Raw genomic sequence first — 24,940 nt, 5'->3', positions numbered from 1 at the left:
TGCACGCAGCGCGGCGCGCGGCATGCGGTTACGCAAGCGTTGCGAGCGACATCACACGCGAGCGCGACCCAAAGCGGCCGGGCGGATCGCGGCGGTTACGCTCAGGCTGGGAGGGGTGGACCGCGACTGCGCGGCGTGGGAAGCGCTACGCCCGCAACGTCGTCCTGCGCGAGGGCAAGGACGGGTGTCGCGTGCGACATCACCGGAAGCGGGCATGCGTCCGGCGCGGCGAGGGCGAGCTGGAACGCAGCTAAGCCCTTGCAGATCGGGCAGCTCGTCGCCGGCATGGCCGGATTGGCGCCGTCGGGCGAGCATAGTGCATCGGCGAACACGCCGACCTCGGCCCGATAGAGCTGCGTGGAGAACTGAGACGTGAGGTGCCAGGGGAGCAGCAGTGCATAGAACGCCACGCCGAGCAGCGCCAAGGCTGCCGCCGTCCTGCGATGCGTACGCTTCACTCCCCACACCATGGCGCAAAGCGTAATCGTGTTCAGGCCGGCGCTCAAGCGTCACGCGGCCACAGCCAGTTCGGACACGGCGCAGGCTTTCCCGCTCCCCGCAGGGGGAGGGGAAAAGCGGCAAAGGAAGGTGCAGGGGCTAAACGGCGAGGACGGCGCCGAGGTGCTGCGGCAGCTCTGCCGTTGGGGTTTTGACGAGGTCCTTGTCGAGCTCGGCATAAACGTGCGGCTTCACCTGCTCGGAGAGGGCCGCCCTGAGGTCACCCAGCGCTTTTGGCGGCGCCACGAGAACCAGACGGTCATACGCCTTCTCGGCCAGCCGCTGATCGAGCATGTCGGCCAGCTGCCCGGCGAAATCGCGCTTTAGCTCGCGGTGCGGATCGGTGCGTGGCGCAATGGCATGGCGCATGTCGCCGGCGGATTCGAACGTGCGCCCCAAGCTGCCACGCACCAGCTCGCTGTCGGAGCGGTGATCGCCCTCGATCACGCCGCCCTGCACAGCCTCAATGCCCTTGCCCGGTCCGCGGTTGGCAAACAGGCGTGCATGCGCGCCGTCGGCGATCAGGATCCAGGTGGTCGTCGGCTTCATGGGCATCGCCTCGCTCTTATGTTGCCTATGCTTGCGTATGTAGGGAGGCGAGTGTCGGGGGCAAACCTTGACCCGACATTGACGCGCATCAACTTATTGCAGCCGGCGCCCAAAGGCGAAAATTGCCGCCAACGGCACGATGAAGCCGATGATGAGACTGGCCCCGACGATATACGGCAGGTTCTCGTATTGGCCGCGGCTGACGACGAAGATTTCGTTCAAATACTTGGTCTGCAGTTGGCCGGCGACGAGCGCCAAATTCATCAGCGAGGCCATCAGCGCGAACCACGTGGCGCGATGACCGGCGGGGGCGTAGATGGCGATCAGCGTCAGCAGCGGGATCATGCTGAGCTGGGCAAACGGCGACGTCGTCGCCGTGTCGATGATGGCGATGGTACGCGCGCCGAAGCCGAACGTCTCCTGGGTCCAATCGGCGAGCCCGAGCGTCAGCCCGAAAGCCGGCAGCGACAGCACCGTCGTGATCACCGTCAGCCACAACAGCACCTGCGCCACGGGGCGCCGCGTGATCGCATCCGAGAACAGCCACATGCCGGCGAGCGCCAGCGCAGCACCGATCTGCGCGAGCACGCCCTGAAACGCTTCGTCGAAGCCGAGCACGTCGATGACGAACCAGGTGTAGCCCTGCCCGGCGAGCGGCATGGCACGGTAGATAAAGATGATCAGGGCCGCGAAGAAGATGGTGCGCTGCGTCTCGGCGTCGAGCTGGCCGACGATGCGCCACAGCATGGCGCACACCACTGCCATCGACACGATGAAAACGATTTCCTGATTGTAGGGCACTCCTGCCAGCGCAACGACCAGGACAAAGATGCCGAAGGCGATGCCGCCGCCAAGGATGCGCCAGTCGATCGAGCGCCGCTCCACTGGGCGCAGTTTGATCAGCGCCGCGCCGCTCACCGAGATGAGCGGGATGATCAGCCCGGCAAGAAAGACGGTCTCGTAGGTGTAGATGCTGGCGATCCAGCCGGCGAGGCCGGCGACGCAGAAGATGCCGAGCGACAGGGCCAGGCGCCCCAGCACCTGCACCATGCCGAGTTCGCGGTCGACCTCCGCCTTGGCGCGCGGCGTGCCGTCCGGATTCTCGCGGTCGACGACCTCGGTGCTCATGGCATCGGCGACGACGTCCTGGATGACGACGCCGAGCACGCTGACGAAGGCGCCCAGCCGGTAGAGGTTCTCGGGGCTGGCGAAGGTCAGCCAGCCGCCCGCCGCCCCGGCGAGCAGCAGCATGCCGGCGGCGATGAACGCCGCGCCTAGGAACACATACACGCGGCGCTGCGAGCCGAGGATCGGCACGCTGTCGACCAGCTCGCCGAATACCATCTTCACCGTCCACGGCAGCGTGGTCCAGACAGCCAGCTCGGCCAGCTGTACCGGGCTCAACGTGAGCGCCTTCTTGATCCAGAAGCTCTCCGCGACGGCGATGAGACCCAGCGCGCCGTAGGCGAAATAGACCATCAACAGCGGCAGGTAGCGCGGCCGGAAGGCGCGAATGGGATTGAGCAGCGCCGCCTCGAGCTGCCGCCAGAGGTAGTCGCCGCTCCAAACCTCCGTTGCCGCCATCGTGCTCCCTCCCGGAATCTTTCGGCGCGCTATAGTCGCCCAGCACGGCGAACGAACAAGCCAGGGGGGACGGACTGTGAGCGAGGATATACGCGAGGCAGCGCGCCAAGGCGAGGTCGGGCTGCAGCGCTCGCTCGGGCTGTGGCTGAGCGTCCTCTACGGTCTAGGGGTGACGATCGGGGCGGGCATCTACGTACTCATCGCCCCCGCCGTGGCACGCGCTGGCGTGCATGCTCCCCTCGCCTTCCTGCTCGCCGCCCTCGTCATGGCCCCATCGGCAGCGTCCTTCGCCGAGCTATCCTCGCGCATGCCAATGAGCGCCGGAGAGGCAACCTATGTGCGTGCCGGGCTGAAATCGGCCCTGCTTGCGCGCCTCGTCGGCCTCATCGTCATCGCCACCGCCATCATTTCTGCGGCAACGGTCAGCCGTGGCAGTGCCGGCTACATAGCCGTATTCCTCGACCTGCCCTTCGGTGTGATCGTCGCCGGCGTGGTTTTGACGCTCGGCGCCCTGACCGCGTGGGGGATCTGGCAGTCCGTCTCGTTCGCCGGCGTCATGACGCTGATCGAGGTCGGCGGCCTCGTGATCATCATCGGGATCGGCGCCGCCTATACGCCCGACCTCTTCCAGCGCCTGCCCGAAACCTGGAGCGGACTTGGCGGGGCTGCGGCGTGGACCGGCGTCTTCAGCGCCGTCCTCCTGGCCTTCTTCGCCTTCACGGGATTCGAGGGGCTCGCCAACATCGCCGAGGAGGTGAAGCAGCCCTCGCGCACGCTGCCGCTGGCGATCTTCCTCACCCTGGGACTGGTGACGCTGCTTTACGTGCTCATCGTGTGGGTCGCACTCGTCACGGTGCCGCGCGAGGAGCTGGCGCAGACCGCAGCGCCATTAAGCCTCGTTTACGAGCGGGTCACCGGTGCCTCGCCTGCCATCATCACGGCCATCGCCATCGCCGCCACAGTCAACGGTGTGGTCGTGTTCATGGTCATGGGCTCGCGCGTCATCTACGGCATGGCGGCGCAGAACCTACTGCCAGCTCCGCTGGCGCGCATCAGCGCGCGTACGCGCACGCCCTTGGCGGCAACCGGCATTGTCGTCGCCACCGTGCTCGTGCTCGCCCTCGCCTTCCCCATCGAGGGTCTCGCCGAGACGAGCTCGCGGCTGACGCTCATTGTATTTGCCTTCGTCAACGCCGCGCTGCTGAAGCTCAAGATCGACGGCGTGGCAGCACCAGCGGGCGCCTTCGTCGCGCCCGTCTGGGTACCGGTGCTCGGCTTGGGAACGAGCCTGGCGCTGCTGGCAACTGAGCTCGCGCTGCGCCTTTAGGGCACGCGCGGCACGGGCGCTAAAGAGTCATCGTCTGATGAGGGTCAGTGGCCTGGGCGCGTACGCGGTGCGACCCAGGGCCGCTCGTCGTAGCTCATCGACGTCGAGTTCACGGCGCTGCCGGACCCGGTGAATACTCCGCCGCCGAACTGCAGACCCGACTTCGAGGTGGCAGCCGCCTTATCCTCAGCCAGCCCGAGCTGCGCACGCAGGTCGGTGTCGAGGCTGACGCCGGGAACGGAGGATGCATCCGGCGCCAAGCTGGCGGAACCGCCCGCCTGACCGCCGCCGCCATTCTGCACGTCGAACGCCAGCGCCGGCGGGACCAGCATGAAGAACGCCAGCACAGCAGCGAGGGTCGGCACAGATCGCATAGGTCGGTCCTCCGGCAAATCGACGGCGGGATTTTGCCGTCAATATGGGGCACGTACATGGCCGCGGAAGACCCGCCCCGCATTTACTGCAGTCCTGTGTCGCGCGCGCCACGCCATATTCTCCGCGATATACTATTCGAGTGCCATACGCCGCTTTTCTTGCCTGCCGAGGGGAAATTGCATGCTCGCCTCCGCCCGCGCTTTAGCCGCAGCATTCGTCCTTTGCATGCTGGCCGGCGCCGGACAAAGCCAACCGGCTCCCTACGTTTTCGATACCACGCGCGCCGAGGTCCGCTTCTCCTACAGCATGCCGTTGTCAACCGGGCAGGGCCGCTTCACGGGCGTAAGCGGCGTTGCCGAGATCGACGACGCCGCCATCGAGCAATCGACGGCAGAGGTGGTCATCGACACGCGCACGCTCACGGCCAATACGGCTATCGCCGAGGGCGAGTTGCGCGGGAAGGACTTCTTCGCCGTCGCCGCCTATCCGCAAATGCGCTTCAAGAGTCGGAGCGTAGAAACGAACAGCCCGGCCGCCTACCGGATGAGCGGCGACATGACGGTTAAGGGCGTCACGCGGCCCATCGTGTTGCAGATAGCGCTGCAGCCGCCCGCTGCCGACGGCACGCGCCAGTTCCGCGCCACGACGCGCATCCGCCGCGGCGACTTCAACATGACCGCTTATGCTTTCCTGGTCGGCGAGATCGTGCAGATCGAAATCCGCGCCACCCTCGTACCTGCGCGCTAGCGGGGGGAGCCAGCCGCCGCTTTGCGGGCCAGTGAGCCTGCTCGCCAATGCGGCTCCACAACCTCGTCAACTTCTAGGGCTAAGATTAAGCCTGAACACTCTTATTTGGAGTGATCCGCGTGCTGAGCTAGCATGCGCGAGCGTCAATTTGTGGAGACTGTCATGGCTGCGCCGCGGCTGCTCGTAACGCAGATGATCGCCACATCGGCGCTGGCAGCTCTCTGCATGTTGCCGCAAGGTTCCGCGCGCGCGGGCTCCGGCGCCGAGATCGGCGATGCGCGCACCATCGTCAGCATCGTCAAGGCCGACTTCGACAAGGAGGAGCGCGAGCTAACGATCGGCGACATCGTGCGCCAGGATGAGGTCATCGAGGTCAGCGACGACGGCCGTGGCGAGTTCCGCCTCAACGATGACACCAAACTGGCCCTCGGCCCCGGAGCGCGCATGGTGCTCGACAAGTTCGTCTATGACAGCGACAAGAAAGCCGGATCGATCGTCCTCGATCTCACCAAGGGCGCGTTTCGCTTCATCACTGGTGTCGCCACTAAGCCGACGTATCTCATCCGCACACCCAACGCCTCGATCACCGTGCGCGGCACCATCTTCGACGCCTATGTGCTGCCCGACAACAGCGCCTGGCTGCTGCTGCACGACGGCGGCATCGAGGTGACCTCTGAGAAGAATGTCTGCCACGTGCTCGATCGCCCTGGCCAGCTCATTCAGATCTCCCGCGAGGGAACCGTGAGCAAGCCGCTGAATTGGAAGGATATGGAGGGGAGAGAGGCCGCCGACTTCGACGTTGCGTTCCCGTTCGTCGCCAACACGCCGCAAATCGAGCCGCTGCCGACAACGACCCGTACTGGCGTCATCGAGGCCGCGTTCCCCGACGCCGAGCCGAAGGCGTGCGCCAACTCCGGCAAGCCCAAGACGCGGAAGGCCGATGACGGCGACAAGCCGAAAAAGAAGAAGAAGCGCCAGGCTTCGAACGACGACTACGAACCGCCGCGCAAGACCGTGAAGCGCAAGCCGAAGTACGAAGATGACGACGACTATGGCGGCGGCGCGCGCGCCGTGGACATCATCATCCGCGGCGGTATCGGCATCGGCGGCGGCTACCGACCGGGCGGCGGTCACACGGGCGGCGCCCCCACGGGTGGAGGCAGCAGCTACGGCGGACAGATCCGCTGACGCGCTGACGTTGTTCGGCGCCCGATCGCTACTTCTTTTCGAGCAGCAGTCTGGCGCGGCCGAGCAGCACCTTTTTCAGCGGCTCCCACAATTTTTGCAGCAGCGCCGGCAGCACCACCTCGAGCCGCACGGCGTCATCCTGCACCTCGAGCGAGCCCGGCACCGACTGGCCGAAGGCGCGGACGATGAACGGCAGGCGGTTGTCGACCCACGGCTGCTGCTCGAGCGTCAGCAGCGCAGATTGGGGCAGGCCATCGAGCCCGGATTTCAAACGCCGCAACGCTTCCGCGCGCCCGAGCGTGTGCGGGATCGATACCACCAGCGGAGCCGCCATGCCTCACCTACATCGCCTTCACGAGACTTGAAGCCAATATACGAGACTTCGCGCCGCCTGTTTGCATCAATCGCTATAGGGCAGCGTGGCGGTCGCCCTAGCGCGCGCGGCGCTTGCGCGTGGCCGCCGCTCGGTGGCCGGGCCTCGGCCTCACGTCCGGAGGCGGCGGCCCTTCTGCTACACTGATGAGTCGAAGGTGACCTATGGCCCGACGCACCGGCAGCGCCGACCTACCCCTGCATGGCGGACGCGTGCCGGCATGGCTGTCAGCGCGCATGGCGGCGCTCGGCGCCATCGTCGTGGAAGCGATTGTTCAGCATTACGGGCGCGACGAGCTCCTGCGCCGGCTGGCGCACCCCTTCTGGTTCCAGTCGTTCGGCGCCGTCATGGGCATGGACTGGCATTCGTCCGGCATCACCACCAGCGTCATCGGCGCTCTGAAGCGCGGCCTTGCCCCACGCGCGGGCGAGCTCGGCATCTACGTGTGCGGCGGGCGCGGCAAGCACTCGCGTAAGACGCCCGATGAGCTGACTGCATTGGGCTACCGCGTTGGCCTCGACGCCCCGGCGCTGACGCGCGCCAGCCGCCTCGTCGCCAAGGTCGACAGCGCCGCCGTGCAGGACGGTTTCGACCTCTACCTGCACGGCTTCTTCGTCACCGACGACGGCCGCTGGACGGTGGTGCAGCAGGGCATGAACGGCAATGCGCGCCAGGCACGCCGCTATCACTGGCATTCGGGGGACGTGCGCGACTTCTGCGACGCTCCGCATAGCGCCATCGACGGGCCGAGCCAGGGCAACATCGTCAACCTGACCGACAAGCGCGCCGCGCCATCGCGTTCGGCGCAGCTCGATCTGCTGGCGACCTTCGGCCCCGACCGCGTCGTCGGCGAGTTTGCCGCACTGACGCAGCCTCAATCTGCGCAGCCAGCGCTGCCGCATCTCATCATGCCGGCGCACCATGACGTACGCACTTCCGACGTCTTTACCCGCCGCTTGCACGGCACCCTCGCCGCGGCTGCCGAGCGTGGCCCCGTAGACTTCCCCGAGCTGCTGCTCACCCCCGGCGTCGGGGCGCGCACGGTGGCCTCGCTCGCCATGGTGGCCGAGGTCGTGCACGGCGCACCGTACCGCTTCCAAGACCCCGCGCGCTTCTCGCTGGCGCACGGCGGCAAGGACCGGCACCCGTACCCGGTGCCGATCAAGGTGTATGACGAGACCATCCGCGTGCTCAAGACGGCGGTCGAGAACGCCAGGCTTGGGCGCGACGAGCAGATGCAGGCGCTAAAGCGCCTCGATGCTCAGGCGCGGCGACTCGAGCGTACCGCCACCGGACCGTCGCTCGACGCCTTCATCGCCGGAGAGCGCGATGCCTCGCCGGCGCTCGACGGGCGCTCGGTGTTCGGCTGGGAGAGGGATATCGCGGTGAAGCGCAAGAGGGGGTCTGCCTGAACCTCCTGCGCGTACTTAGGCGCGCACACGCTCGGGCGCAACGTCGTGCTCGGACTCGCCGGCGACCCACGTCCCTAGCACCCGGACGTCGGATGGGTCGAAGGCGACCATGTCGGCGCGGAAGCCGGGAGCCAGACGGCCGAGCATCGTACCCAGCCCCAGGAACTCTGCCGGCTCGGTCGATGCAAAGCGCAGCGCCGAGGTGAGCGGCACGTGCAAATCGCGCACCGAATTGCGCACGCAGCTCGCCATATCGATCGCGGCGCCGGCGAGCGTGCCGTCTGCCCGCGTGCAGCGACCATCGCGCACCGTGATCTCCTGCCCGTAGAGGGTGAAGCTCGACCGGGCTCCGCCCACCGGCGGCATGGCGTCGGTGACCAGCATCGGATGCGCCGCCCCGCGCAGCGCCAGCCGTAGCATCTCGGGCGCCACGTGCGCGCCGTCGACGATCATGCCGAACCACGCGGCGGGCGCCTCGAGCGCGGCGGCGATGGGACCCGGCTCGCGGCTGGCGAGCGGACGCATGGCGTTGAACAAATGCGTGAAGCCGGTGAGTCCGGCGGTGAGCGCTGCCTGCGTCTCGGCGTACGTCGCCATCGAATGGCCGAGCGATACGCGCACGCCCGCCTGCACCAGCGAGGCAATGAACTCGGCGGGGACCCGCTCCGGCGCCAGCGTGACGAGCACGGTCCCCGCCGGCCAGCCCGTCAGCAGCTCGAGGTCGCGCGGCTCGGGATCGCGGAACATCGCCGGCTTATGCACGCCGGGCTTCTCGGGCGACAGGAATGGCCCTTCGAAGTGAATGCCGAGCACGCTCGGGTTGGCGCCGGCCGCCGACTGCGCAGCCGCCATCGCAACGCGCATCTTCTCGGGCGTATCGCTGATCAGCGTCGGCAGCAGACCGGTCGTACCGTAGCGGCGATGCGCGGCAGCGATGGCGTTGACGCCGGCGGGCGTCGGCGTGTCGTTGAACAGCACATCGCCCCCGCCGTTCACCTGCACGTCGATGAATCCGGGTGCCAGCCAAGCCCCGCCCGGCAGAGCATACGCCGGCACCGGTGCGGGCAGGTCGTTGCGCGGCACCACATCGACGATGTGCGCGCCTTCGATGATGACGGCATGATCGTCCAGCACGGTGACGCCGTCGAAGACGTTACGTGCCACGACGGCGTGATAAGGCGTTCTGCTCATAGCGTGCTGGTGACTTTGCTGAGATGTCGGGGGCGATCAACGTCGATATCGAGCCGCTGCGCCAATTGCACCGCCATGGCGTAAAAGCTCTGGATGAGGCAAATGGCGTCGGCCTCCGGCTGATCGGCCGACAGCGCCGGCAGCCGAGAGGGCGTGGCCTCACCCGGCTCGGCGATGAACAACGCCGTGCCCATGCGCCTGAGTTCCCCGGCGAGCTGGCGCATGCCGGGCGCCGCCGCATCGGTCGGCATGAACATGAGGATCGGATAGCGCGTTTCGACCAGCGATACCGGCCCGTGCATGAATTCGGCGCCGCTGAAGGCTTCGGCGTGGCGGTTGCACGTCTCTTTCAGCTTCAGTGCCGCCTCACGCGCGATCGCCAGCGTCGATCCACGCCCGATGGTCACGAGGCTCGCCGCATCGGCCAGGGCCGGCACGGCGGCACTCCAGTCGAGCGCGGCCGCGGCCGTCAACCGTTCGGGCAACCGTCCGATCGCCGCGTCGAGATCCGTATTTTCGGCCCACCGCGCCGTGAGGCGCGCCAGAGCCCCGGCTGTGGCAATGAAGGTTTTCGTCGCCGCGACGCTCAGCTCCGGCCCGGCGCAGATCGGCAGCACGATGTCGCTCATTTCGGCCAGTGGCGAGTCGGTCGCGTTGGTGACGGCAACGCAAAGGGCCCCCGTTCGCTTCGCGCTCTCGGTCAACGCCAAAAGGTCATCGCTGCGCCCCGACTGCGAGATGGCGAGAACGAGCTGGCCTTTGAGCTGCAGCGCGCCGCCATAAATGCTGGCGATACTGGGAGCGGCCGGGGCGACGGGAAGCCCGACATAGCGTTCGATGAGGTGTTTGGCGAACGCCGCGGCGTGCGCCGAGCTGCCACGCGCGCACGTCACCACGACTTGCGGCGGGCGACTCCGTAGCCGCGCGACCAGCTCCGCCAGCGGCTGCGCTAAGATCTGTTGCTGGCGGTGGATGGCCAGCGGAGCTTCGCTCAGCTCCTGCGCCATCTTTGCCTTTGCGTTACTCATTGTCGGAACGGGCGCCTTCATCCACGCCGTGCGGCTGGCTGCGACAGTGCCATGGCTTCGGCCTCGAGGCGCGCCAAATGCAGTGCGCCGCTCAGCGCATCTCCTTCCGGCGACACCAGCAGCTCGCGGGTTGCGGCGGCGAGCCATGGCTCGATGCCCGATGCGAGGCCGCCTGCCAGCGCCAACCGCGGCACGCCCAGCGTCGCCAGTCGCTCCGCTATCACATCGATGTGGTGCGCCGCACCGCGGAGCAACTCGCGCGCTGCTGTGTCGTCACGCGCAGCATACTCCAGAACGAGTGGCGCCAGCACAGCGAAGTCGCGCGGCCGCGCCTGCCCCATCCAGCGCACGATGGCATGCGGGTCGCCGTCGAAGCGCTCGAGCACCCTCTTCAACAAGCCGGTCCACGGCGTGCGGCCGTCGTATGCCCACAGGACGCGGCGTGCCGCCTCGCAGCCGAGCCAGGCTCCGCTTCCTTCGTCGGAAACGGGAAAGCCCCAGCCGCCGACGCGATATTCGCGGCCGCCGACGATACCCCAGCCGACGCTGCCGGTGCCGATGACGATGATGCCGCCGTTGCGGCCGCCATGGGCGCCAACGCAGGCGGCGTGCGCATCCGTCGTCAGAATGGTATGGGCGAACGGCAAGTTGTATGCACGCGCCGCGGCGAGGTGGGTCGGCTCGCTGGCGCCGGCGAGCGCGAGGCAGGCGACGATTTCGGTGTCGGCGAGCGACAATCCGGCCTGCTCCAGGCACTCATCGGTCGCCCGCAGGACGGCGGCAAAGCTCTCCTTGAGGCCGAAACGGATGTTGGCGGGCCCCGCCGCTCCCTCGCCCCAAACCTGCCCATTGAGGTCGGCCAAGCGTGCGCGGCAGCCGGTTCCGCCGCCATCGACACCAAGAAGTAACGCCGTTCTCCCCATTGGATGCAACTTCCCGAACATCTACGTTATGTAGGCCGCCGCCAGTATAAACGCGGCAAAAGTCACTCAGAGCCAACCCTGCCCGCATGCATACGGAACAGTTAAGTCCGCGCTACGCCGATATCGATCTCTGGCAGCCCGCCGACATCCTGGATGCGATGATCGAGGGGCAATTGGCCTCAGTCGCAGCGGTACGGGCCGCCCGCCAGTCCATCGAGCAGGCGGCTCTCGCCATCGAAGCCCGGCTGCGCAAGCGCGGACGTCTCATCTATGCCGGAGCAGGTACATCCGGGCGCCTGGCGGTGCAAGATGGCGCCGAGCTCATGCCGACCTTCAGTTGGCCGCCCGAGCGCCTGCTGCTGCTGCTGGCGGGCGGCGAGGCCGCCATGACGCAAGCGGTCGAAGGGGCCGAAGACGACGTGGCACGCGCCACGGAGCTGATCGGAGAGCATGACATTGGGCCGGCCGACGTGTTGATCGCGGTCGCGGCCAGCGGGACGACGCCGTTTACCCTCACTTGCCTGCGCGAGGCAGGCCGGCGCGGGGCCTTGACGGTCGGCATCGCCAACAATCCCGGCACCCCGCTCCTCGCCGCAGCCGAGCACCCCATCCTGCTCGCCACCGGCCCCGAGCCGATCGCCGGCTCGACGCGCATGAACGCCGGCACCGCGCAGCGCATCACGCTCAATCTGCTCTCTACGCTCGTCATGATCCGTCTGGGCCGCATCTATCGTGGCATGATGGTCGAGGTTCAGGCCTGCAACGCCAAGCTCGCCAAGCGCCGGGAGAGAATGGTGGCGCATCTCACCGGCCAGAGCGGGGCGCCGGTGCGCGATGCGTTGCAGCGCGCCAACGGTAGCGTGAAGCTCGCGGTATTATTGCTGCAGGGCTGTGAGCTCGAGGAAGCCGAGGCGGTATTGGAGCGCGTCGGCGGCCGACTGCGGGCGGCGATCGACCATCTCGCCAAGCATGGCGCACCCAAGCTCGAAGCCACGAAGAACCGCCGCTGACTTCAGCGTGATTGCCGGCGTCAAATTAGCCAGAGCGCTGAATGTTTCGCGCCGTTTCCGCGCGCCGCATAGTCAATTGGCCGCTCGATTACAAAATCCATTGCGCCGACTGCAAAACACTTTGGTTTCGGGAAGATTCAAATCGCGCTGATCCGATTTGGAACGCGTAAACGGGGTTCAGCAGTTTCGGTTGTAGTCGCCGGTCGATTGCACGCTCATGCACGTGGCCGCGTGAGGGGAGAGCCGCGGCGAGGGCCCGCGAGGGTTTCCGAGCAGTCCATCGACGAGGTCGCGATGTCAGTTCCTGACGACGGAGGTGGAGCCATGGGCACAGCCTCCGGACCTGCAGTCGGCGCGGAACCTGAAGCGGGAGTCAGTCAGCAGCATTCGGGCCATGGACCGCAACCGCTGGGGCGCTATGCAGCAGCGGCCGCGCTCTGCGCTCTGGTTCCGGTAGCGTTCGCCTTCATGGGCCTGCATTTGGCTATGGCGCAGATGGGGCCCCCTCCCCTCGGGCACGTGGCGCATCTGCTGCCGAGCGCGGCCGATTTGAGCCCAACCACCACTGCGAGCCTACAGAGCGAGCCATCCCGCGCGCACAAACCGCTCAATCCCGAGCAAGTCGATCCGCGCTACCTCGCCATGCTGTTCGCGTTCGAGGACCGGCGCTTCTATTACCACTTCGGCGTCGACCCCATCGGCATGGTGCGCGCGGCGCGCGATCTTCTGCTGAACCAGCGCATCATCTCCGGCGGCTCGACGCTGACGATGCAGGTCGCGCGCCTGCTCGACAACGAGTACAGCCGCACCCCCGGCGTGAAACTGCGCCAGATCCTGCGCGCCATCCAACTCGAGAGAGCGCTTACCAAGAAAGAGATCCTGAGCCTCTACCTCGGCCTGGCACCGTTCGGCGGCAGGATCAAAGGCGTGCGTGCCGCCTCGCTCAAGTATTTCGGCAAGGAGCCGCAGCGCCTTTCCGTCGGCGAGGCGGCGTTGCTCGTCGCCCTTCCGCAAGCACCCGAGGCGCGCCGCCTCGACCGCCACGCCGAGAGCGCTCGTCGCGCGCGCAACTTCGTCTTGAGGGCCGTTGCAGCGGCCGGTGTCCTCACCCCCGCCGAAGCCCAGCTCGCCAGCCTCGAACCCCTCACCGCGGAGAGTGCCCCGATGCCTCCAAAGCTCATGCCGAAGCCGTCCTCCACCAACGTTGCGGGTCTCTTTGCGGGGCTCACGCTCGGCATCAACTTCGTCGCCGGTCCGGCGACAGCGGCGCCCATAGAGCCTACGCAGCCGGACTACTTCTTGAATTCCGCCGAGCAGCTAGTGCTCGACGTCCGGCGGCGGCTTCTGGCGCCGCTGCCCGACGGAACACAGCAGGCGGATCGCGACGCGCTTTGGATGTTCTACGCCGGGCGCACCGAACCGGTGTGGGTGGCCAAGACCGGATGGACGCTGGCGGCGCAATCGGTCATCGACGAGATCAAGCGCGCAGACGATTGGGGACTCGACGCCAGCGCCTTCGAGATTCCGGCACTGCCGGCGGAGACGGCGGGCGCCACGCCGCTGCCCGAGAAGGAGCTCGTCGATGCCGAGGTCGGACTATCGCTGGCGGTGCTGAAGTACGCGCGCTTTGCCCGCGGCGGCCGCATCGAGGATCCTGCCACGCAGCTGAGCTCGTATCTCGATCGCAAGCCGCAAGTGCGTCCGCCGTTTCTCGTCATGACGAGGATCGGCGCGGCAGATGCCCCCGACGAATTCCTGCGCAAGCTGCACCCGCAGCACGAGCAGTTCGAGCAGCTGCGGCAGCGGTACCTGGCGCTCCGCGATGGCGGTAGTACGGAGCCCACTGCAATTCCCAAGGGCGCGAAGCTACGCCCCGGCGCTATGCACCAGGACATCGCACTGGTGCGCGAGCGGCTCCGCGTGCCGGCCACCGGCGCCGGCACGGCCTTCTATGACGATGCGCTCGTCGAGGCCGTCAAGCGCTTCCAGGGTAAGCGCGGCATCTCACCGGCCAACGGCATCCTCAACGCCAAGGCGCGCCGCGCCCTCAATGAAGGGCAGGAGGTCGCGCTCAGCACGCTGCTCGCCAACATGGAGCAGTGGCGCTGGATGCCAGAGGACCTCGGCCGCAACCACGTCTGGGTGAACGTTCCCGAGTTCAAGGTGCGCGTCGTAAAGGACCGCGCCGTCCTCCTGGAAGAGCGCGTCATTGCGGGCGAGCTCGACACGCAAACGCCCATCTTCTCCGAGGCCATCGAAACGATCTACTTCCATCCCCGCTGGAACGTACCGGAGAGCATCAAGGTGAACGAGATTGGGCCGGCCATCGCGCGCGGAAGGCGCAGAGACATGGTCGTGATGCGGAACGGCAAGGTGATCAGGCCGAGCCAGATCAACTGGTCGAAGGCAGACATCCGCCATTACGACATTTACCAGCCTTCGGGGCCCGGCAACGCGCTCGGTCTCGTCAAGTTCACCTTTCCGAACAAGCACTCGGTCTACATGCACGACACGCCGAGCAAAGGCTTGTTCGACGCCGCGCAGCGCACCTTCAGCCACGGCTGCGTACGGGTGAAGAACCCGCAGCGCCTCGCCGAGATGCTGCTCTCGATCGACAAGGATTGGAGCGCCGATCGCGTGGCGCTTCTGCTCAACGGCGAGCCTGAGGAGAACGGTGTCCATCTCGACCAGCACATCCCGGTCCACATCACCTATTTCACCGCGCTGGTCGACGAGGACGGCGAGCTGACGACGGTGAAAGACGTGTACGGCCATGAGAAGCGCATCACCCAGGCCCTGCAAGGCAAGTGGAACAGCATCGACAAGGGTGCCGACCACCTGGCGCAGGTCGAGCTGGCGCGACGCCTCGACGACACGGATAGAGCCAAGCGCAGCACGTCGAGCCGGCGCATCGTCACGCGCAGCTACGGCGCAGGCGGCGGATCGTCGACACGCGTCAGCAGCAGCGGCTCGACGGCGAATGACGTATTCCGCCGCAGCTTCGGCTACTAGCGCAGCAGACGGTGGGGCGATCGATCGCAAGATCTCGCTCAGTCGCTTCGCGCGACTGAGCGTTGCGGCATGTGAAATCGCAAGCCGCAAGGCGATAAAAGCTCGGCGTTTCATTCGCCAAAGATAAAGCCTGCGGCAAGGCTTTCGTTGATCACAATGTTCGGTTGTTGATCAGTGTTCGCGCTCAACGATCAACGAGCGAGGACGCGATGTTGAAACGTGCTTACGGCATGTCGAGCTGCATCGCTGCCGACAGCTCCGTCTCCGCGCGGGTGAGATAGAGGCGGAACCACGCCGTGTAGCGATCGGGATGTGCCGCGATGTCCGTTTGGACCGTGCTCAGCGTGAGCCATGCGTGCGCCTCGGCCTCGTCGGGATGCGGCGTCACGGCGCCGCACCAGCGGCCGGTGAACAGATGCACGTACTCGTGCTCGATCAAGCCGCCGCCGACCTCGGCGCGATAGATGAGAGCGCCGAGCGGCACCAGCGGACAGGAGAACCCCATTTCCTCGCTGAGCCTGCGCAAGGCGGCAGCCTGCGTTTCCTCGCCCGGACGCGGATGCCCGCAGCAGGCGTTGGTCCACAATCCACCTGAATGGTATTTGCCCGCATGCCGCTTCTGCAGCAGCAGCTGGCCAGCCCCATCATGGATGAGCACCGAGAAGGCCCGGTGCAGATCGCCGCGCTGATGCGCCGCGAGCTTCGGCGCCGTGCCGACCGGCTGATCGGCAGCATCGACAAGGATCACCGTCTCGCGCGCATCGTTCATGGATAGCCGGTTTCGAGCGACGCGCCGTTGCGTGCCTTTGCCAGTCTGCCAAATACGTGATCGAGCATCAGCTGCTTGATGTCGGTTGCATTAATAGTGCCCTCAGGAAGCAGCTCCGCGTCGGAGGATAGGACCAGAGGCCCGCGCGCGGGCGGGGTGTCGGCGCGCCCGTGCGAGCCGCGTACCAGCGAAGCATCGAGCGGAATGACATCCATCAGGGTGCGCATGCCAAGGGTGCGTTTCAACAGCCGCCACCCGATGGCGAGCTTGGGGAACCTTATCGCCGGATCGAGAAACAGCTCGACCGGGTCATAACCAGGTTTGCGGTGGATCTCCACCGTGCGAGCGAAATCGGGCGCGCCGGCGTCATCGAGCCAATAGTAATAGGTGAACCAGGCGTCTGGGCGTGCGATGGCGACGAGCTCGCCGCAGCGCTCGTGCTCGAGGCCATGGACACGCATTTCCTCCGTGCCCCAGACCTCGGCGATGCCATCGATGCGTTCCAGCAGCGCGCGCACACGGGCGATGTCGCCGCCATCGGCGACATAGACGTGGGCGACTTGATGGTCGGCGACGGCGAAGGCGCGCGACTGGGGCGGGTCGAGCAGCTCGTCGCCCAGCTCGTCTCGCACGGTCAGCAGACCGGCCTGGCGCAGCGCACGGTTGATGTGCACGGGCTTGCGCACCGGAACGATGCCGTACTCGGAAACGATGAGCACCTTGCGGCCGCAGGCCTCGGCCGCGTCGATCAGCGTCCCCGCTACCCCGTCCACCTCATGCAGGTCCTTGGCGATCTCTAGGTTGTCGGGACCCAACCGCTGCAGCCCGTAATCGAGGTGCGGCAGGTAGACAAGAGTAAGAGTCGGATTGCGCGTCTCGATGACGTGTAGAGCTGCGTCGGCGATCCAGCGGGTCGAGGCGATGGACGTCGCCGGACCCCAGAACGAGAACAACGGGAACGGCCCCAGCTTGGCGGTCAGCTCGTCGCGCAGCCCGGAAGGCTGTGCATAGCAATCGGGAATCTTGCGCCCGTCGGCCTTGTAAATGGGGCGCGGCGTCACCGCGTAGTCGGCGCTCGACGCCATGTTGTACCACCAGAACATGTTGGCGCAGGTGAAGCGAGGATTGCGTCGCTTGCCGGCATCCCAAACGCGCTCGCCGCTGAGCAGCCGGTTCGACTGCCGCCACAGCCAGATTTCATAGAGGTCGCGGAATAGCCAGCCGTTGCCGACGGCCCCGTGCCCGCCCGGGGGGAGCCCGGTAAGAAAAGTCGCCTGCACCGAGCAGGTCACCGCCGGCGTCACCGTGCGCAGCGGCCGCAGACCGCCGCGCTGCGCCAACCGCGCCAGGTTCGGCGTGTGGACCCCGACCAGCTCGGGCGTGAGGCCGACGATGTTGAGGACGACGAGGGGATGCATCGCTGCGCCACTCCGCGAAGGACGGCCTCTACTTCTTGAGCGTGCCGATGTAGGCGATCAGCTTCAGGATCTGATCCTGCGTGATGCCGCGCTTGGAGAACGGACGCATGGCACCAGCCGCTCCGGAGTGGATGATCTCGAATTTGCCGACGTCCGTGTTGGCGCGCGCGTTGACGACGGTGTCGTCGATGAGGCTCGGCCCCATGCCGCCCGATCCGTCCGGCTTGTGGCAAACTTGGCAATTGGCATCGTACAGCTTCTTGCCCTCGGCGACCGCCTCGGCGTTGCCGATATAGGGATTGGTGCCGGTTGCATGGAATGACTTTACCGCATCGGTGAGCTGCTCGCCGGCGATCGAGCCGAGGTCGAGCGGCGAGTCATCGAGCGCGCTCTTGAACTCGACGGCAAAGGCAGGGAGTGCTGCGGCCAGCGCGACGATCGCCAGGGGACCAGAAGCACGCATATTGACGGACATCGATCGGAATTCCTGTCGGCATCTGCATGAGGCAGCAGGGCCCCTCGCAGACGGGAGCGAGGGGCCCTACTGTCACCATTGGATCGCAGCTGCGATCACTTCTTGGTCTTTGCGACCTCTGCGCCGGCAGGTACCTTGTCCGCCGCCACGATCCGCCACAGCGAGCCGGGCGGGTTGGCCAGCGGCCCCTTGTCATCGGTGTAGAAGCAGTCGCAGTTGACGGCGAGCACGGTGCCGTCCTCATCGACGTTGCCGGAGGTGAATTGGAGCGACGTCTGGGCGAGCTCCTGCAGCTGCCACTTGGAGCCGTCCCAACCGGTGCCGAACACGCGCCCCGAGCACCAGTCGCCGGTGAGGAACACGCCGTTCATACCCGCGTAGTTGGCGACGCCAAGGCCCATGACCGAGCACCCCCAGCCGTCCTTGAGCTTCTCCGCCCCCGGATAGGGCTCCTGGTGCGGATATTCAGCGACGGGAAGCGTGCCGACGATCGGGCACTTGTCATCCGGCCCGGTGGCCGGATGGCAGTGCGTGCCCATGTTGTGCTTCCAGCCGTAGTTCTGACCGCCCTTGCTGTCGGCCGGCTGCCAGTCGATCTCCTCCAGATGGTTCTGGCCCACGTCGGCGATGAACATGCTGCCAGTCTTCTTGTCGAAGCGGATCGAGTATGGGTTGCGCAGGCCGTAGGCCCAGATCTCCGGGCGGGCTCCCATGTGGATCTTGGAGAAGCCCTCCTCGGTGATGCCGAACAGCGACATCATGCGATCCTGATAAACCTTGGCGAACGGGTTGGTCGGCGGAATGCTGTAGGCGACGTCGTCGGGCGTGTTGACGTCGATGCGCAGGATCTTGCCCCACAGCACGTTCTTCATCTGACCGGCGTCGAGGGGGTCGCCCTCCCAGCCGGCGTCACCCTTGCCGATATAGAGATAGCCATCCGGTCCAAACTCGATACCGCCACCGTAGTGGTTGTAGTACGGCTGCGGGATATTCATGATGACCTTGACGCTCTTGTTGGCCTGCTCGACGGTCACCTCGTCCGGGCTCTTCGGATCGACCGTATAGCGCGCGATCATGTGCGCCCCGTTGAACGGAAGCGATGAGTAGCTGACGAAGAAGTAGCCGTTCTCCTTGAACTTGGGGTGGAAGGCGACCGACCACAGCCCCTGCTCGACGAACCCGGTCTGCACTTCGCTGCCGAGCGGCGTGTTCTTGGTCAGATCTAAGAAGGGCTTCTCCAGCACCTTGCCATCCTTGACCACCTTGATCCTGCCGACCCGCTCGACGACGAAGACGCGTCCCGTGCCGTCAAAGGCGGACGCGACGCCGACCGGATCGTTGAATCCGTCGGCCACCTTGACCAGCGCGATCTTCGGATCGCCAGGTAGCTTACCGCCCGGGCGCGCGACTTCGGAGGCCTGCGTGGGAACCGTTTGCGCGACCGCAGTGGTCGAGCCGGCGGCACCAAGCACAGCCATCCCCATCGACGCGGCGAGAACCAACCGCATTCCCATAGAACGTTCTCCCATTTCCATTGTTTGTCAGCGTCATTTCTTCGCGTTGCGCAATTGCGCCCGCTCGCATTTACTCAGTTGGCCGATGATATATGCCAGACTTCATGCGAGCTTTTGACGCTAATGAATGAAGTTGCGTCCGGCAATGGAACCAGGTGCGAATTGCAGAATTTGAGCACCACCTACTAAGTCGCGGCGATGTTTTTTCCTTTTCTTCCCGGCTGTTTTTGCCACGTTTTCCCTTGCCTTGCCCGCAGTTTTGTGCCGAGCACGAAACATCAACCAAAACCGTTGCTTAGCCCCGCCAAACCGCGCATGATCGGCCGCCACCGCGGTTGTTTGGCTAACGCACCAGTCGCAAGGCCGGCCCGTTTCGCTGCCAAAAGCCGGGGCATTTCTGGCAACTGCCAGAACAAAATCGGCATCGCAATCACAAAGCCGACAAGGGGAAACGCAAGACGTGGGCAAGGCGGTAAGCGACGCATTGGCGAAGGTGGAGTCATCGGGTGAGGCACGCGCATTTATTCAGCGCTTTTCCGTGACTTATGAGTTTCCCGTCTATTTCACGCGCGATGTGTTTTCCGACAACAACCCCGTTCTTTTGGAGGCGATGCGCCAGGGCGCCTCCGATCGCCGGCGCCGCGCTGCCTTCTTCATCGACGAGGGCGTCACCCGCGAGATGCCAGACTTGCCCAGGCGCATCCTTGCCCATGCGGCGGCGCATTCCGGCGAGATGCAGCTGGCCGGCCCGATCGAGACCGTCGGCGGCGGCGAGCGCTGCAAGAACGCGCCTGAGCTGGCCGAGCGCCTGCAACGGCTGCTGGTGTCATACGGCGTCGATCGCCACTCGTACGTGGTGGCCATCGGTGGCGGCGCCGTCCTCGACCTCGTCGGCTATGTGGCCGCCACCACGCATCGCGGCATCCGCCATATTCGCGTACCCACAACCGTTCTGGCGCAGAACGATTCCGGCGTCGGCGTGAAGAACGGCGTCAATGCCTTCGGCTTCAAGAACATGGTCGGCACCTTCGCGCCGCCGGTCGCCGTGATCAACGATTCGGCCTTCATCGACGTGCTACCGGGCCGCGACAAGCGCGCCGGCATGGCCGAGGCCGTGAAGGTCGCGCTCATCCGCGACGGCGAGTTCTTCTCCTGGCTGGAGGAGAAAGCGGAGGCCCTCGCCCTGTTCGCCTCCGAGCCGCTGGATCGACTGATCCGCCATTGCGCCCTGCTGCACATGCGGCAGATCTCGATCGGCGGCGATCCGTTCGAGCGCGGCAGCGGCCGGCCATTGGATTTCGGACATTGGGCAGCGCACAAGCTCGAGGCGCTGTCGAACTACGAGCTGCGCCACGGCGAAGCGGTAGCCATCGGCGTCGCGCTCGACACGCGCTACTCGGTGCTGGCTGGGTTGCTGCCGGCCGCGGGAGACGAGCGCGTGCGCGCCTTGCTCGAACGCCTGGGATTTTCCCTTTGGCACCCAGCCTGCGACGCGCACGGTGCCGACGGAAAGAGGCTGCTGCTCGCTGGGCTGGAGGAGTTTCGCGAGCATCTCGGCGGCGAGCTCACCATTACGCTGCTGAGCGGCATCGGACACAGCATCGACGTGCACACCATGGACCACGCTCTCCTGGAGCAGGCGATCGAGTGGCTGCGGCCACGGGACGGTGCGTGATGCAGCTCGCCCTCCCCGGCTCGCCGCACCTCACCTACTGCACCAACATCCACGCCGGCGAGCGCTGGAACGACATCGAGGCGGCGCTGAGAATCCATCTCCCGGCGATCAAGCGGCGTGTGTCGCCGACAAACCCGATGGGTGTCGGGCTCCGCCTCTCGGCCGCCGCCGCCGCTGACCTTGCCCATCCGCAAGCACTCGAGCGGCTGCAGGCATTACTGCGCCATGCCGGTCTCTACGTGTTCACCGTCAATGCATTTCCCTACGGCCTGTTCCACGGCGCGCGCGTCAAGGAGCAGGTGTACGAGCCCGATTGGCGCCACGAGCAGCGCCTCGCATTCTCGAACCGGGTCGCCGACGTCCTCGCCCGCCTGCTGCCCGACGGCATGCAAGGCAGCATCAGCACGGTGCCGGGCGCCTATAAGGCCAAGGTCCGCGAGCCGGCGGACGTCGCGCACGTGGCTGATCTCCTGCTGCGCCATGCCGCGCACCTGCACATCATCGCGCGCGAAACCGGCAGGCAGATCGTCCTGGCGCTCGAGCCCGAGCCCTGCTGCTTCCTCGAGACCATCGACGAGGCGATCGACTTCTTCGAGCAGCATCTCTTCAGTGGCACCGCGGTCGCAGCCTTTCGCCGGTTGACCGGCCTGCCGGCAACGTGGGCGCGCGATGCCCTGCGCCGCCACCTCGGCATCTGCCTCGACGTGTGCCACGTGACCGTGGAGTTCGAAAATCCCACCGAGTGCGTCGCCCGTCTGGCGGCTGCCGGCATCCGCGTGCCGAAGATCCAGCTCAGCTCCGCCCTCAAGGTCCCTGCCGTGAGCGATGGCGTAGTAGAGCTGCTGCGCCCGTTCGATGACGGTATCTACCTGCACCAAACCGTCGAGGCGCGCGAGGGGGCGCTTACGCGCTACCCCGATCTGCCGGACGCATTCGCCGCCCTGCGCCGCGGCGCCGCCGGCGGCGAATGGCGCGTGCACTGCCATGTGCCGTTGTTTCAATCGGACTACGGCGGCCTGCAATCGACGCAGGAGCCGCTGGCGGAGCTGCTCGCCGCCTGCCGCAAGCAGGCGCTGGCGCCGCATCTCGAGGTCGAGACCTACACCTGGGGTGTTCTCCCCGCACACTCGAAAGGCGTCGACGTCGACAACGATATCGCCCGGGAGCTGACATGGGTTCGCTCGCAACTCGGCGCCTGAGCGGCTGGCGCACGGCGCTGGTACTCGGTCGCGTATCAAACCTGCCCACGGTGTGGAGCAACGTGATCGCCGGAAGCGCGCTCGCCGGCGGAGCGCCCATGCATTGGCTCATAACGCTCGCGATCGCGATCTCGTTGATGTACGTAGCCGGCATGTTTCTCAACGACGCGTTCGACCGCAATGTCGATGCGCGCGAACGTCCGGAGCGGCCCATTCCGGCAGGGGATATCCCCGCCGATGTGGTATTCGTGGTCGGCGGCTCGCTCCTGGTCGTCGGCATGGTGACACTGGCCGCCGTCAACGACCGCGTCGGTCTCGCCGGCGCCGGGCTGGGCGCCGCCATCCTGCTCTACGATTGGCATCACAAGAAGAACCCGCTCGCCCCCTTCATCATGGGGGTGTGCCGCGCGCTCGTCTATGTGACAGCGGCGTTGGCGACGACCGCTGCGCTATCGGCCACCATACTCGTCCCCGCCGCGGCCCTCCTCGCCTACGTCGCCGGCCTCACCTACTCCGCGCGCATGGAGAGCCTCGATCGCATCGGCACTTTCTGGCCGCTACCCTTGCTCGCGGCACCGGTCATCGTCGCCGGCGCCGACACGGACTTTTCGCTCGCAGCGATCATAGCGTTCATCGCCCTGGCCGCCTGCGCCGTGCGCGTAGCGCTGCTCCTGCGTCACCGCGGTGCGGGCGATGTATCGCGCGCCGTTGCACTGTTGATCGCCGCCATCTCGCTCAACGACGCTCTGTTCGCGACAACAACGGATGTAGACTATGCGGCCTTCGCTTGCCTCGCCTGCTTCGCACTTACCCTCGTCCTGCAGCGTTACGTGCCAGCATCCTGAGGGCGACGCCGCCATGACCTCCTCAACTGACGACGTGCTCCGCCGCATCGAGCTCTTGCGCGATTGGCTGAAGCGCCGACTCGATGCCGAGCAGCTCGACTGGGTCGACGAGCAGTGCGCCCGCATTGCCGAGGCACCCACCGGAAAAGCGCTGACACTCGCCATCGGGCTGGCGCCGCGCCGCGTCGGCAAAGAGCAACTGCGGCTCGATGCAGCCGAGGCGGCGGGCGCCGAGCATCTGCGTCCGGGCCTCAGTCCCGACGATTGGACCGTCGATCAGGTAACGCGCATTCTGTTCGTGCTGGCGAGCTATGCCGGCGCCGAGGACACGTTTGCGGCGCGTCTCGACGGGCTCGTGCGCTCCGGCGAGATCAGCGAGCAGATCGCGCTTCTTCGCGGCCTCCCGCTGTACCCCGCTCCCGAGCAGGTCCTGCCCACGGCCAGCGAAGGCGTCCGCTCCGCTATGCAGCCGGTGTTTGAGGCGGTCGCTCACAAGAGCCCCTACCCGGCGGAACAGTTCAGCGAAGCCATGTGGAACCAGTTGGTGGTCAAGGCGCTGTTTGTCGGCAGCCGCCTCGCGCCCATCCAAGGCCTCGATGCGCGCCGCAACGCCGATCTCGCCCGCATGCTCGTCGACTATGCGCATGAGCGTTGGGCGGCAGGGCGCACGGTCAGCCCCGAGCTGTGGCGCTGCGTCGGACCGTTCGCCGGCGACAACTACCTCGATGAGCTGATCAGAGTCTTCGAGTCGCCGCTGGAGATCGAGCGCCAGGCCGCCGCCTTGGCGCTCTCGGAATGTCCGACGCCGGATGCGCTCGTCATCCTGGAAAGCACGCCGACCCTGTGGCGCGACATTCGTAGCGGTCGGCTGACTTGGGAAACGCTCGGGTAACGACGAACCAGAATACGCACGGGAGCAACGCCATGCCCATCATCGATCCACACGCCCACATGATCTCGCGCACCACCGACGATTACGAGGCGATGGCCGCCGCCGGCATCGTCGCCGTCGTCGAGCCGGCCTTCTGGATCGGCCAGGCGCGCACCAACGTCGGCAGCTATCGCGATTACCTCTCGCACATCTTGGGCTTCGAGCGCTTTCGCGCCAGCCAGTTCGGCATTCAGCACTACTGCTGCATCGGCCTCAATTCGAAGGAGGCCAACAACGAGGCCCTCGCCGAGGATGTGATGGCGATCCTGCCCGAGTTCGCCACCAAGGAAGGCGTCGTCGCCATCGGCGAGATCGGCTTCGACGAGCAGACGGCGCTGGAGGAGAGGTACTTCCGCCTGCAGCTCGACCTCGCCCGCGAGCTAGACCTCCCCGTGATGATCCACACGCCGCATCGCGACAAGAAGCGCGGCGCCTCGCGCTCGATGGACATCATCCTCGAGCACAAGCTCAGCCCCTCGCGCGTCGTCATCGACCACGTCAACGAGGAAACCGTGCGCGAGGTGACCGAGCGCGGCTTCTGGGCGGCCTTTTCCATCTACCCGCACTCGAAGATGACGGCCCAGCGCATGTGCGTGATCGTGCGCCAGTACGGTGCCGGGCAGCTGATCGTGGATTCGGCGTGCGACTGGGGCATCTCCGATCCCCTATCGGTACCGAAGACAGCGATGCTGCTCGCCGAGCAGGGCATCTCCGCCGACGACGTGCGCCGCGTCACCTACGCCAACGCCCTCGCCGCCTACGGGCAGAGCGGGCAGATGCGCGAAGCCGATTGGGCAAAGGCCGCCGTCGATCAGCGCTCGCGCTACGACGGAAATACCATCCTACGCGGCGGGCAGACGCCGCGCGTGGAGCCGACGCGCAACTAGCGCCAATTGC

The 24,940-nt window shown here is 66.3% G+C and carries 22 protein-coding genes and 1 pseudogene; 11 read left to right on the top strand and 12 right to left on the bottom strand.

What is annotated here, in order from left to right; all coding sequences use genetic code 11:
- Positions 1-101 precede the first annotated feature (101 nt).
- The 3 genes from F9K20_RS08300 to F9K20_RS08290 all read right to left on the bottom strand — a co-directional run bounded on the left by F9K20_RS08300 (position 102) and on the right by F9K20_RS08290 (position 2,631).
- Positions 102-458 (bottom strand): DUF2946 domain-containing protein, encoded by a 357-nt coding sequence (locus F9K20_RS08300; protein WP_290999824.1) that lies wholly within the window; start codon positions 456-458, stop codon positions 102-104.
- 139 nt (positions 459-597) lie between these two features.
- Entirely contained in the window at positions 598-1,047 is a 450-nt protein-coding gene (locus F9K20_RS08295; RefSeq protein WP_290999822.1) for a host attachment protein, read from the bottom strand.
- Positions 1,048-1,140: 93 nt separating this feature from the next.
- Positions 1,141-2,631: a hypothetical protein gene (locus tag F9K20_RS08290; RefSeq protein WP_290999820.1), complete on the bottom strand. Its 1,491-nt coding sequence runs from the start codon at positions 2,629-2,631 to the stop codon at positions 1,141-1,143.
- Between the two features lie 76 nt (positions 2,632-2,707).
- Between F9K20_RS08290 and F9K20_RS08285 the strand changes: the two genes are divergently transcribed.
- Positions 2,708-3,958, top strand: coding sequence for an APC family permease (locus F9K20_RS08285; protein ID WP_290999817.1), 1,251 nt, complete (start codon positions 2,708-2,710; stop codon positions 3,956-3,958).
- A 44-nt stretch (positions 3,959-4,002) separates the two neighbouring features.
- Here the strand turns inward: F9K20_RS08285 and F9K20_RS08280 are convergent, their stop codons facing one another.
- Positions 4,003-4,332 (bottom strand): hypothetical protein, encoded by a 330-nt coding sequence (locus F9K20_RS08280; RefSeq protein ID WP_290999815.1) that lies wholly within the window; start codon positions 4,330-4,332, stop codon positions 4,003-4,005.
- A 181-nt stretch (positions 4,333-4,513) separates the two neighbouring features.
- Between F9K20_RS08280 and F9K20_RS08275 the strand changes: the two genes are divergently transcribed.
- Positions 4,514-5,080 (top strand): YceI family protein, encoded by a 567-nt coding sequence (locus tag F9K20_RS08275; RefSeq protein ID WP_290999812.1) that lies wholly within the window; start codon positions 4,514-4,516, stop codon positions 5,078-5,080.
- 162 nt (positions 5,081-5,242) lie between these two features.
- Complete coding sequence (locus tag F9K20_RS08270; protein ID WP_290999809.1) at positions 5,243-6,268, top strand: FecR domain-containing protein; 1,026 nt, start codon at positions 5,243-5,245, stop codon at positions 6,266-6,268.
- A gap of 28 nt (positions 6,269-6,296) precedes the next feature.
- On the opposite strand, the gene F9K20_RS08265 is transcribed toward F9K20_RS08270, so the two are convergent.
- On the bottom strand, positions 6,297-6,602 hold the full coding sequence (locus F9K20_RS08265) for a polyhydroxyalkanoic acid system family protein (protein WP_290999806.1): 306 nt from the start codon (positions 6,600-6,602) through the stop codon (positions 6,297-6,299).
- Positions 6,603-6,805: 203 nt separating this feature from the next.
- On the opposite strand from F9K20_RS08265, the gene F9K20_RS08260 reads away from it, so the two are divergent.
- On the top strand, positions 6,806-8,053 hold the full coding sequence (locus F9K20_RS08260) for a DUF763 domain-containing protein (protein WP_290999803.1): 1,248 nt from the start codon (positions 6,806-6,808) through the stop codon (positions 8,051-8,053).
- A gap of 15 nt (positions 8,054-8,068) precedes the next feature.
- Here F9K20_RS08260 and nagA read toward each other — a convergent pair whose 3' ends face one another.
- The 3 genes from nagA to F9K20_RS08245 are packed head-to-tail and all read right to left on the bottom strand — an operon-like array spanning position 8,069 to position 11,195.
- Entirely contained in the window at positions 8,069-9,244 is a 1,176-nt protein-coding gene (gene nagA, locus F9K20_RS08255) for an N-acetylglucosamine-6-phosphate deacetylase (protein ID WP_290999800.1), read from the bottom strand.
- Positions 9,241-10,272: an SIS domain-containing protein gene (locus F9K20_RS08250; RefSeq protein WP_290999796.1), complete on the bottom strand. Its 1,032-nt coding sequence runs from the start codon at positions 10,270-10,272 to the stop codon at positions 9,241-9,243. The genes nagA and F9K20_RS08250 overlap by 4 nt, the downstream gene beginning before the upstream one ends.
- A gap of 17 nt (positions 10,273-10,289) precedes the next feature.
- Positions 10,290-11,195 carry a BadF/BadG/BcrA/BcrD ATPase family protein gene (locus F9K20_RS08245; protein ID WP_290999793.1) on the bottom strand — a complete coding sequence of 302 codons (906 nt, stop codon included), beginning with the start codon at positions 11,193-11,195 and terminating at the stop codon, positions 10,290-10,292.
- A gap of 71 nt (positions 11,196-11,266) precedes the next feature.
- On the opposite strand from F9K20_RS08245, the pseudogene F9K20_RS08240 reads away from it, so the two are divergent.
- A pseudogene (locus F9K20_RS08240) lies at positions 11,267-12,205 on the top strand (N-acetylmuramic acid 6-phosphate etherase); the annotation flags it as partial.
- A 324-nt stretch (positions 12,206-12,529) separates the two neighbouring features.
- On the top strand, positions 12,530-15,217 hold the full coding sequence (locus F9K20_RS08235; protein WP_290999790.1) for a transglycosylase domain-containing protein: 2,688 nt from the start codon (positions 12,530-12,532) through the stop codon (positions 15,215-15,217).
- 223 nt (positions 15,218-15,440) lie between these two features.
- Here the strand turns inward: F9K20_RS08235 and idi are convergent, their stop codons facing one another.
- The 4 genes from idi to F9K20_RS08215 form a co-directional block, all read right to left on the bottom strand.
- A complete protein-coding gene (gene idi, locus F9K20_RS08230; RefSeq protein WP_290999787.1) occupies positions 15,441-15,986 on the bottom strand; it encodes an isopentenyl-diphosphate Delta-isomerase in 546 nt (181 codons plus the stop codon).
- Complete coding sequence (locus F9K20_RS08225; RefSeq protein WP_290999784.1) at positions 15,983-17,404, bottom strand: nucleotide pyrophosphatase/phosphodiesterase family protein; 1,422 nt, start codon at positions 17,402-17,404, stop codon at positions 15,983-15,985. Before F9K20_RS08225 ends, idi begins: the two co-directional genes overlap by 4 nt.
- 28 nt (positions 17,405-17,432) lie before the next feature.
- Complete coding sequence (locus F9K20_RS08220; protein WP_290999781.1) at positions 17,433-17,879, bottom strand: c-type cytochrome; 447 nt, start codon at positions 17,877-17,879, stop codon at positions 17,433-17,435.
- Positions 17,880-17,974: 95 nt separating this feature from the next.
- Positions 17,975-19,393, bottom strand: a complete 1,419-nt coding sequence (locus F9K20_RS08215) for a PQQ-dependent sugar dehydrogenase (protein ID WP_290999778.1) — start codon at positions 19,391-19,393, stop codon at positions 17,975-17,977.
- Positions 19,394-19,853: 460 nt separating this feature from the next.
- On the opposite strand from F9K20_RS08215, the gene F9K20_RS08210 reads away from it, so the two are divergent.
- From F9K20_RS08210 to F9K20_RS08190, 5 genes are read left to right on the top strand one after another with little or no spacing between them, the layout of a single operon-like run.
- The gene (locus tag F9K20_RS08210) at positions 19,854-21,068 is read left to right on the top strand and encodes a 3-dehydroquinate synthase (RefSeq protein WP_290999775.1); all 1,215 of its coding nucleotides are present in this window, start codon (positions 19,854-19,856) and stop codon (positions 21,066-21,068) included.
- Complete coding sequence (gene eboE / locus F9K20_RS08205) at positions 21,068-22,267, top strand: metabolite traffic protein EboE (protein ID WP_290999772.1); 1,200 nt, start codon at positions 21,068-21,070, stop codon at positions 22,265-22,267. The genes F9K20_RS08210 and eboE overlap by 1 nt, the downstream gene beginning before the upstream one ends.
- Positions 22,240-23,112, top strand: coding sequence for a UbiA family prenyltransferase (locus F9K20_RS08200; RefSeq protein WP_290999769.1), 873 nt, complete (start codon positions 22,240-22,242; stop codon positions 23,110-23,112). Before eboE ends, F9K20_RS08200 begins: the two co-directional genes overlap by 28 nt.
- Positions 23,113-23,125: 13 nt before the next feature.
- Positions 23,126-24,004, top strand: a complete 879-nt coding sequence (locus F9K20_RS08195) for an EboA domain-containing protein (protein ID WP_290999767.1) — start codon at positions 23,126-23,128, stop codon at positions 24,002-24,004.
- 32 nt (positions 24,005-24,036) lie between these two features.
- Positions 24,037-24,930, top strand: a complete 894-nt coding sequence (locus F9K20_RS08190; protein ID WP_290999762.1) for a TatD family hydrolase — start codon at positions 24,037-24,039, stop codon at positions 24,928-24,930.
- Positions 24,931-24,940: the final 10 nt, after the last annotated feature.

The organism is Hyphomicrobium sp., assembly GCF_009026145.1.
Taxonomy (GTDB): domain Bacteria; phylum Pseudomonadota; class Alphaproteobacteria; order Rhizobiales; family Hyphomicrobiaceae; genus Hyphomicrobium_A.
This window is presented reverse-complemented; position numbering and strand designations above follow the sequence as displayed.

Bases quoted from the DNA above. Each gene is read 5' to 3' on its own strand.
- F9K20_RS08295 (WP_290999822.1), bottom strand. From the start codon at position 1,047: ATGAAGCCGACGACCACCTGGATCCTGATCGCCGACGGCGCGCATGCA.
- F9K20_RS08290 (WP_290999820.1), bottom strand. From the start codon at position 2,631: ATGGCGGCAACGGAGGTTTGGAGCGGCGACTACCTCTGGCGGCAGCTC.
- F9K20_RS08280 (WP_290999815.1), bottom strand. From the start codon at position 4,332: ATGCGATCTGTGCCGACCCTCGCTGCTGTGCTGGCGTTCTTCATGCTG.
- F9K20_RS08275 (WP_290999812.1), top strand. From the start codon at position 4,514: ATGCTCGCCTCCGCCCGCGCTTTAGCCGCAGCATTCGTCCTTTGCATG.
- F9K20_RS08270 (WP_290999809.1), top strand. From the start codon at position 5,243: ATGGCTGCGCCGCGGCTGCTCGTAACGCAGATGATCGCCACATCGGCG.
- F9K20_RS08265 (WP_290999806.1), bottom strand. From the start codon at position 6,602: ATGGCGGCTCCGCTGGTGGTATCGATCCCGCACACGCTCGGGCGCGCG.
- F9K20_RS08260 (WP_290999803.1), top strand. From the start codon at position 6,806: ATGGCCCGACGCACCGGCAGCGCCGACCTACCCCTGCATGGCGGACGC.
- nagA (WP_290999800.1), bottom strand. From the start codon at position 9,244: ATGAGCAGAACGCCTTATCACGCCGTCGTGGCACGTAACGTCTTCGAC.
- F9K20_RS08250 (WP_290999796.1), bottom strand. From the start codon at position 10,272: ATGAGTAACGCAAAGGCAAAGATGGCGCAGGAGCTGAGCGAAGCTCCG.
- F9K20_RS08245 (WP_290999793.1), bottom strand. From the start codon at position 11,195: ATGGGGAGAACGGCGTTACTTCTTGGTGTCGATGGCGGCGGAACCGGC.
- F9K20_RS08235 (WP_290999790.1), top strand. From the start codon at position 12,530: ATGGGCACAGCCTCCGGACCTGCAGTCGGCGCGGAACCTGAAGCGGGA.
- idi (WP_290999787.1), bottom strand. From the start codon at position 15,986: ATGAACGATGCGCGCGAGACGGTGATCCTTGTCGATGCTGCCGATCAG.
- F9K20_RS08225 (WP_290999784.1), bottom strand. From the start codon at position 17,404: ATGCATCCCCTCGTCGTCCTCAACATCGTCGGCCTCACGCCCGAGCTG.
- F9K20_RS08220 (WP_290999781.1), bottom strand. From the start codon at position 17,879: ATGTCCGTCAATATGCGTGCTTCTGGTCCCCTGGCGATCGTCGCGCTG.
- F9K20_RS08215 (WP_290999778.1), bottom strand. From the start codon at position 19,393: ATGGGAATGCGGTTGGTTCTCGCCGCGTCGATGGGGATGGCTGTGCTT.
- eboE (WP_290999772.1), top strand. From the start codon at position 21,068: ATGCAGCTCGCCCTCCCCGGCTCGCCGCACCTCACCTACTGCACCAAC.
- F9K20_RS08200 (WP_290999769.1), top strand. From the start codon at position 22,240: ATGGGTTCGCTCGCAACTCGGCGCCTGAGCGGCTGGCGCACGGCGCTG.
- F9K20_RS08195 (WP_290999767.1), top strand. From the start codon at position 23,126: ATGACCTCCTCAACTGACGACGTGCTCCGCCGCATCGAGCTCTTGCGC.
- F9K20_RS08190 (WP_290999762.1), top strand. From the start codon at position 24,037: ATGCCCATCATCGATCCACACGCCCACATGATCTCGCGCACCACCGAC.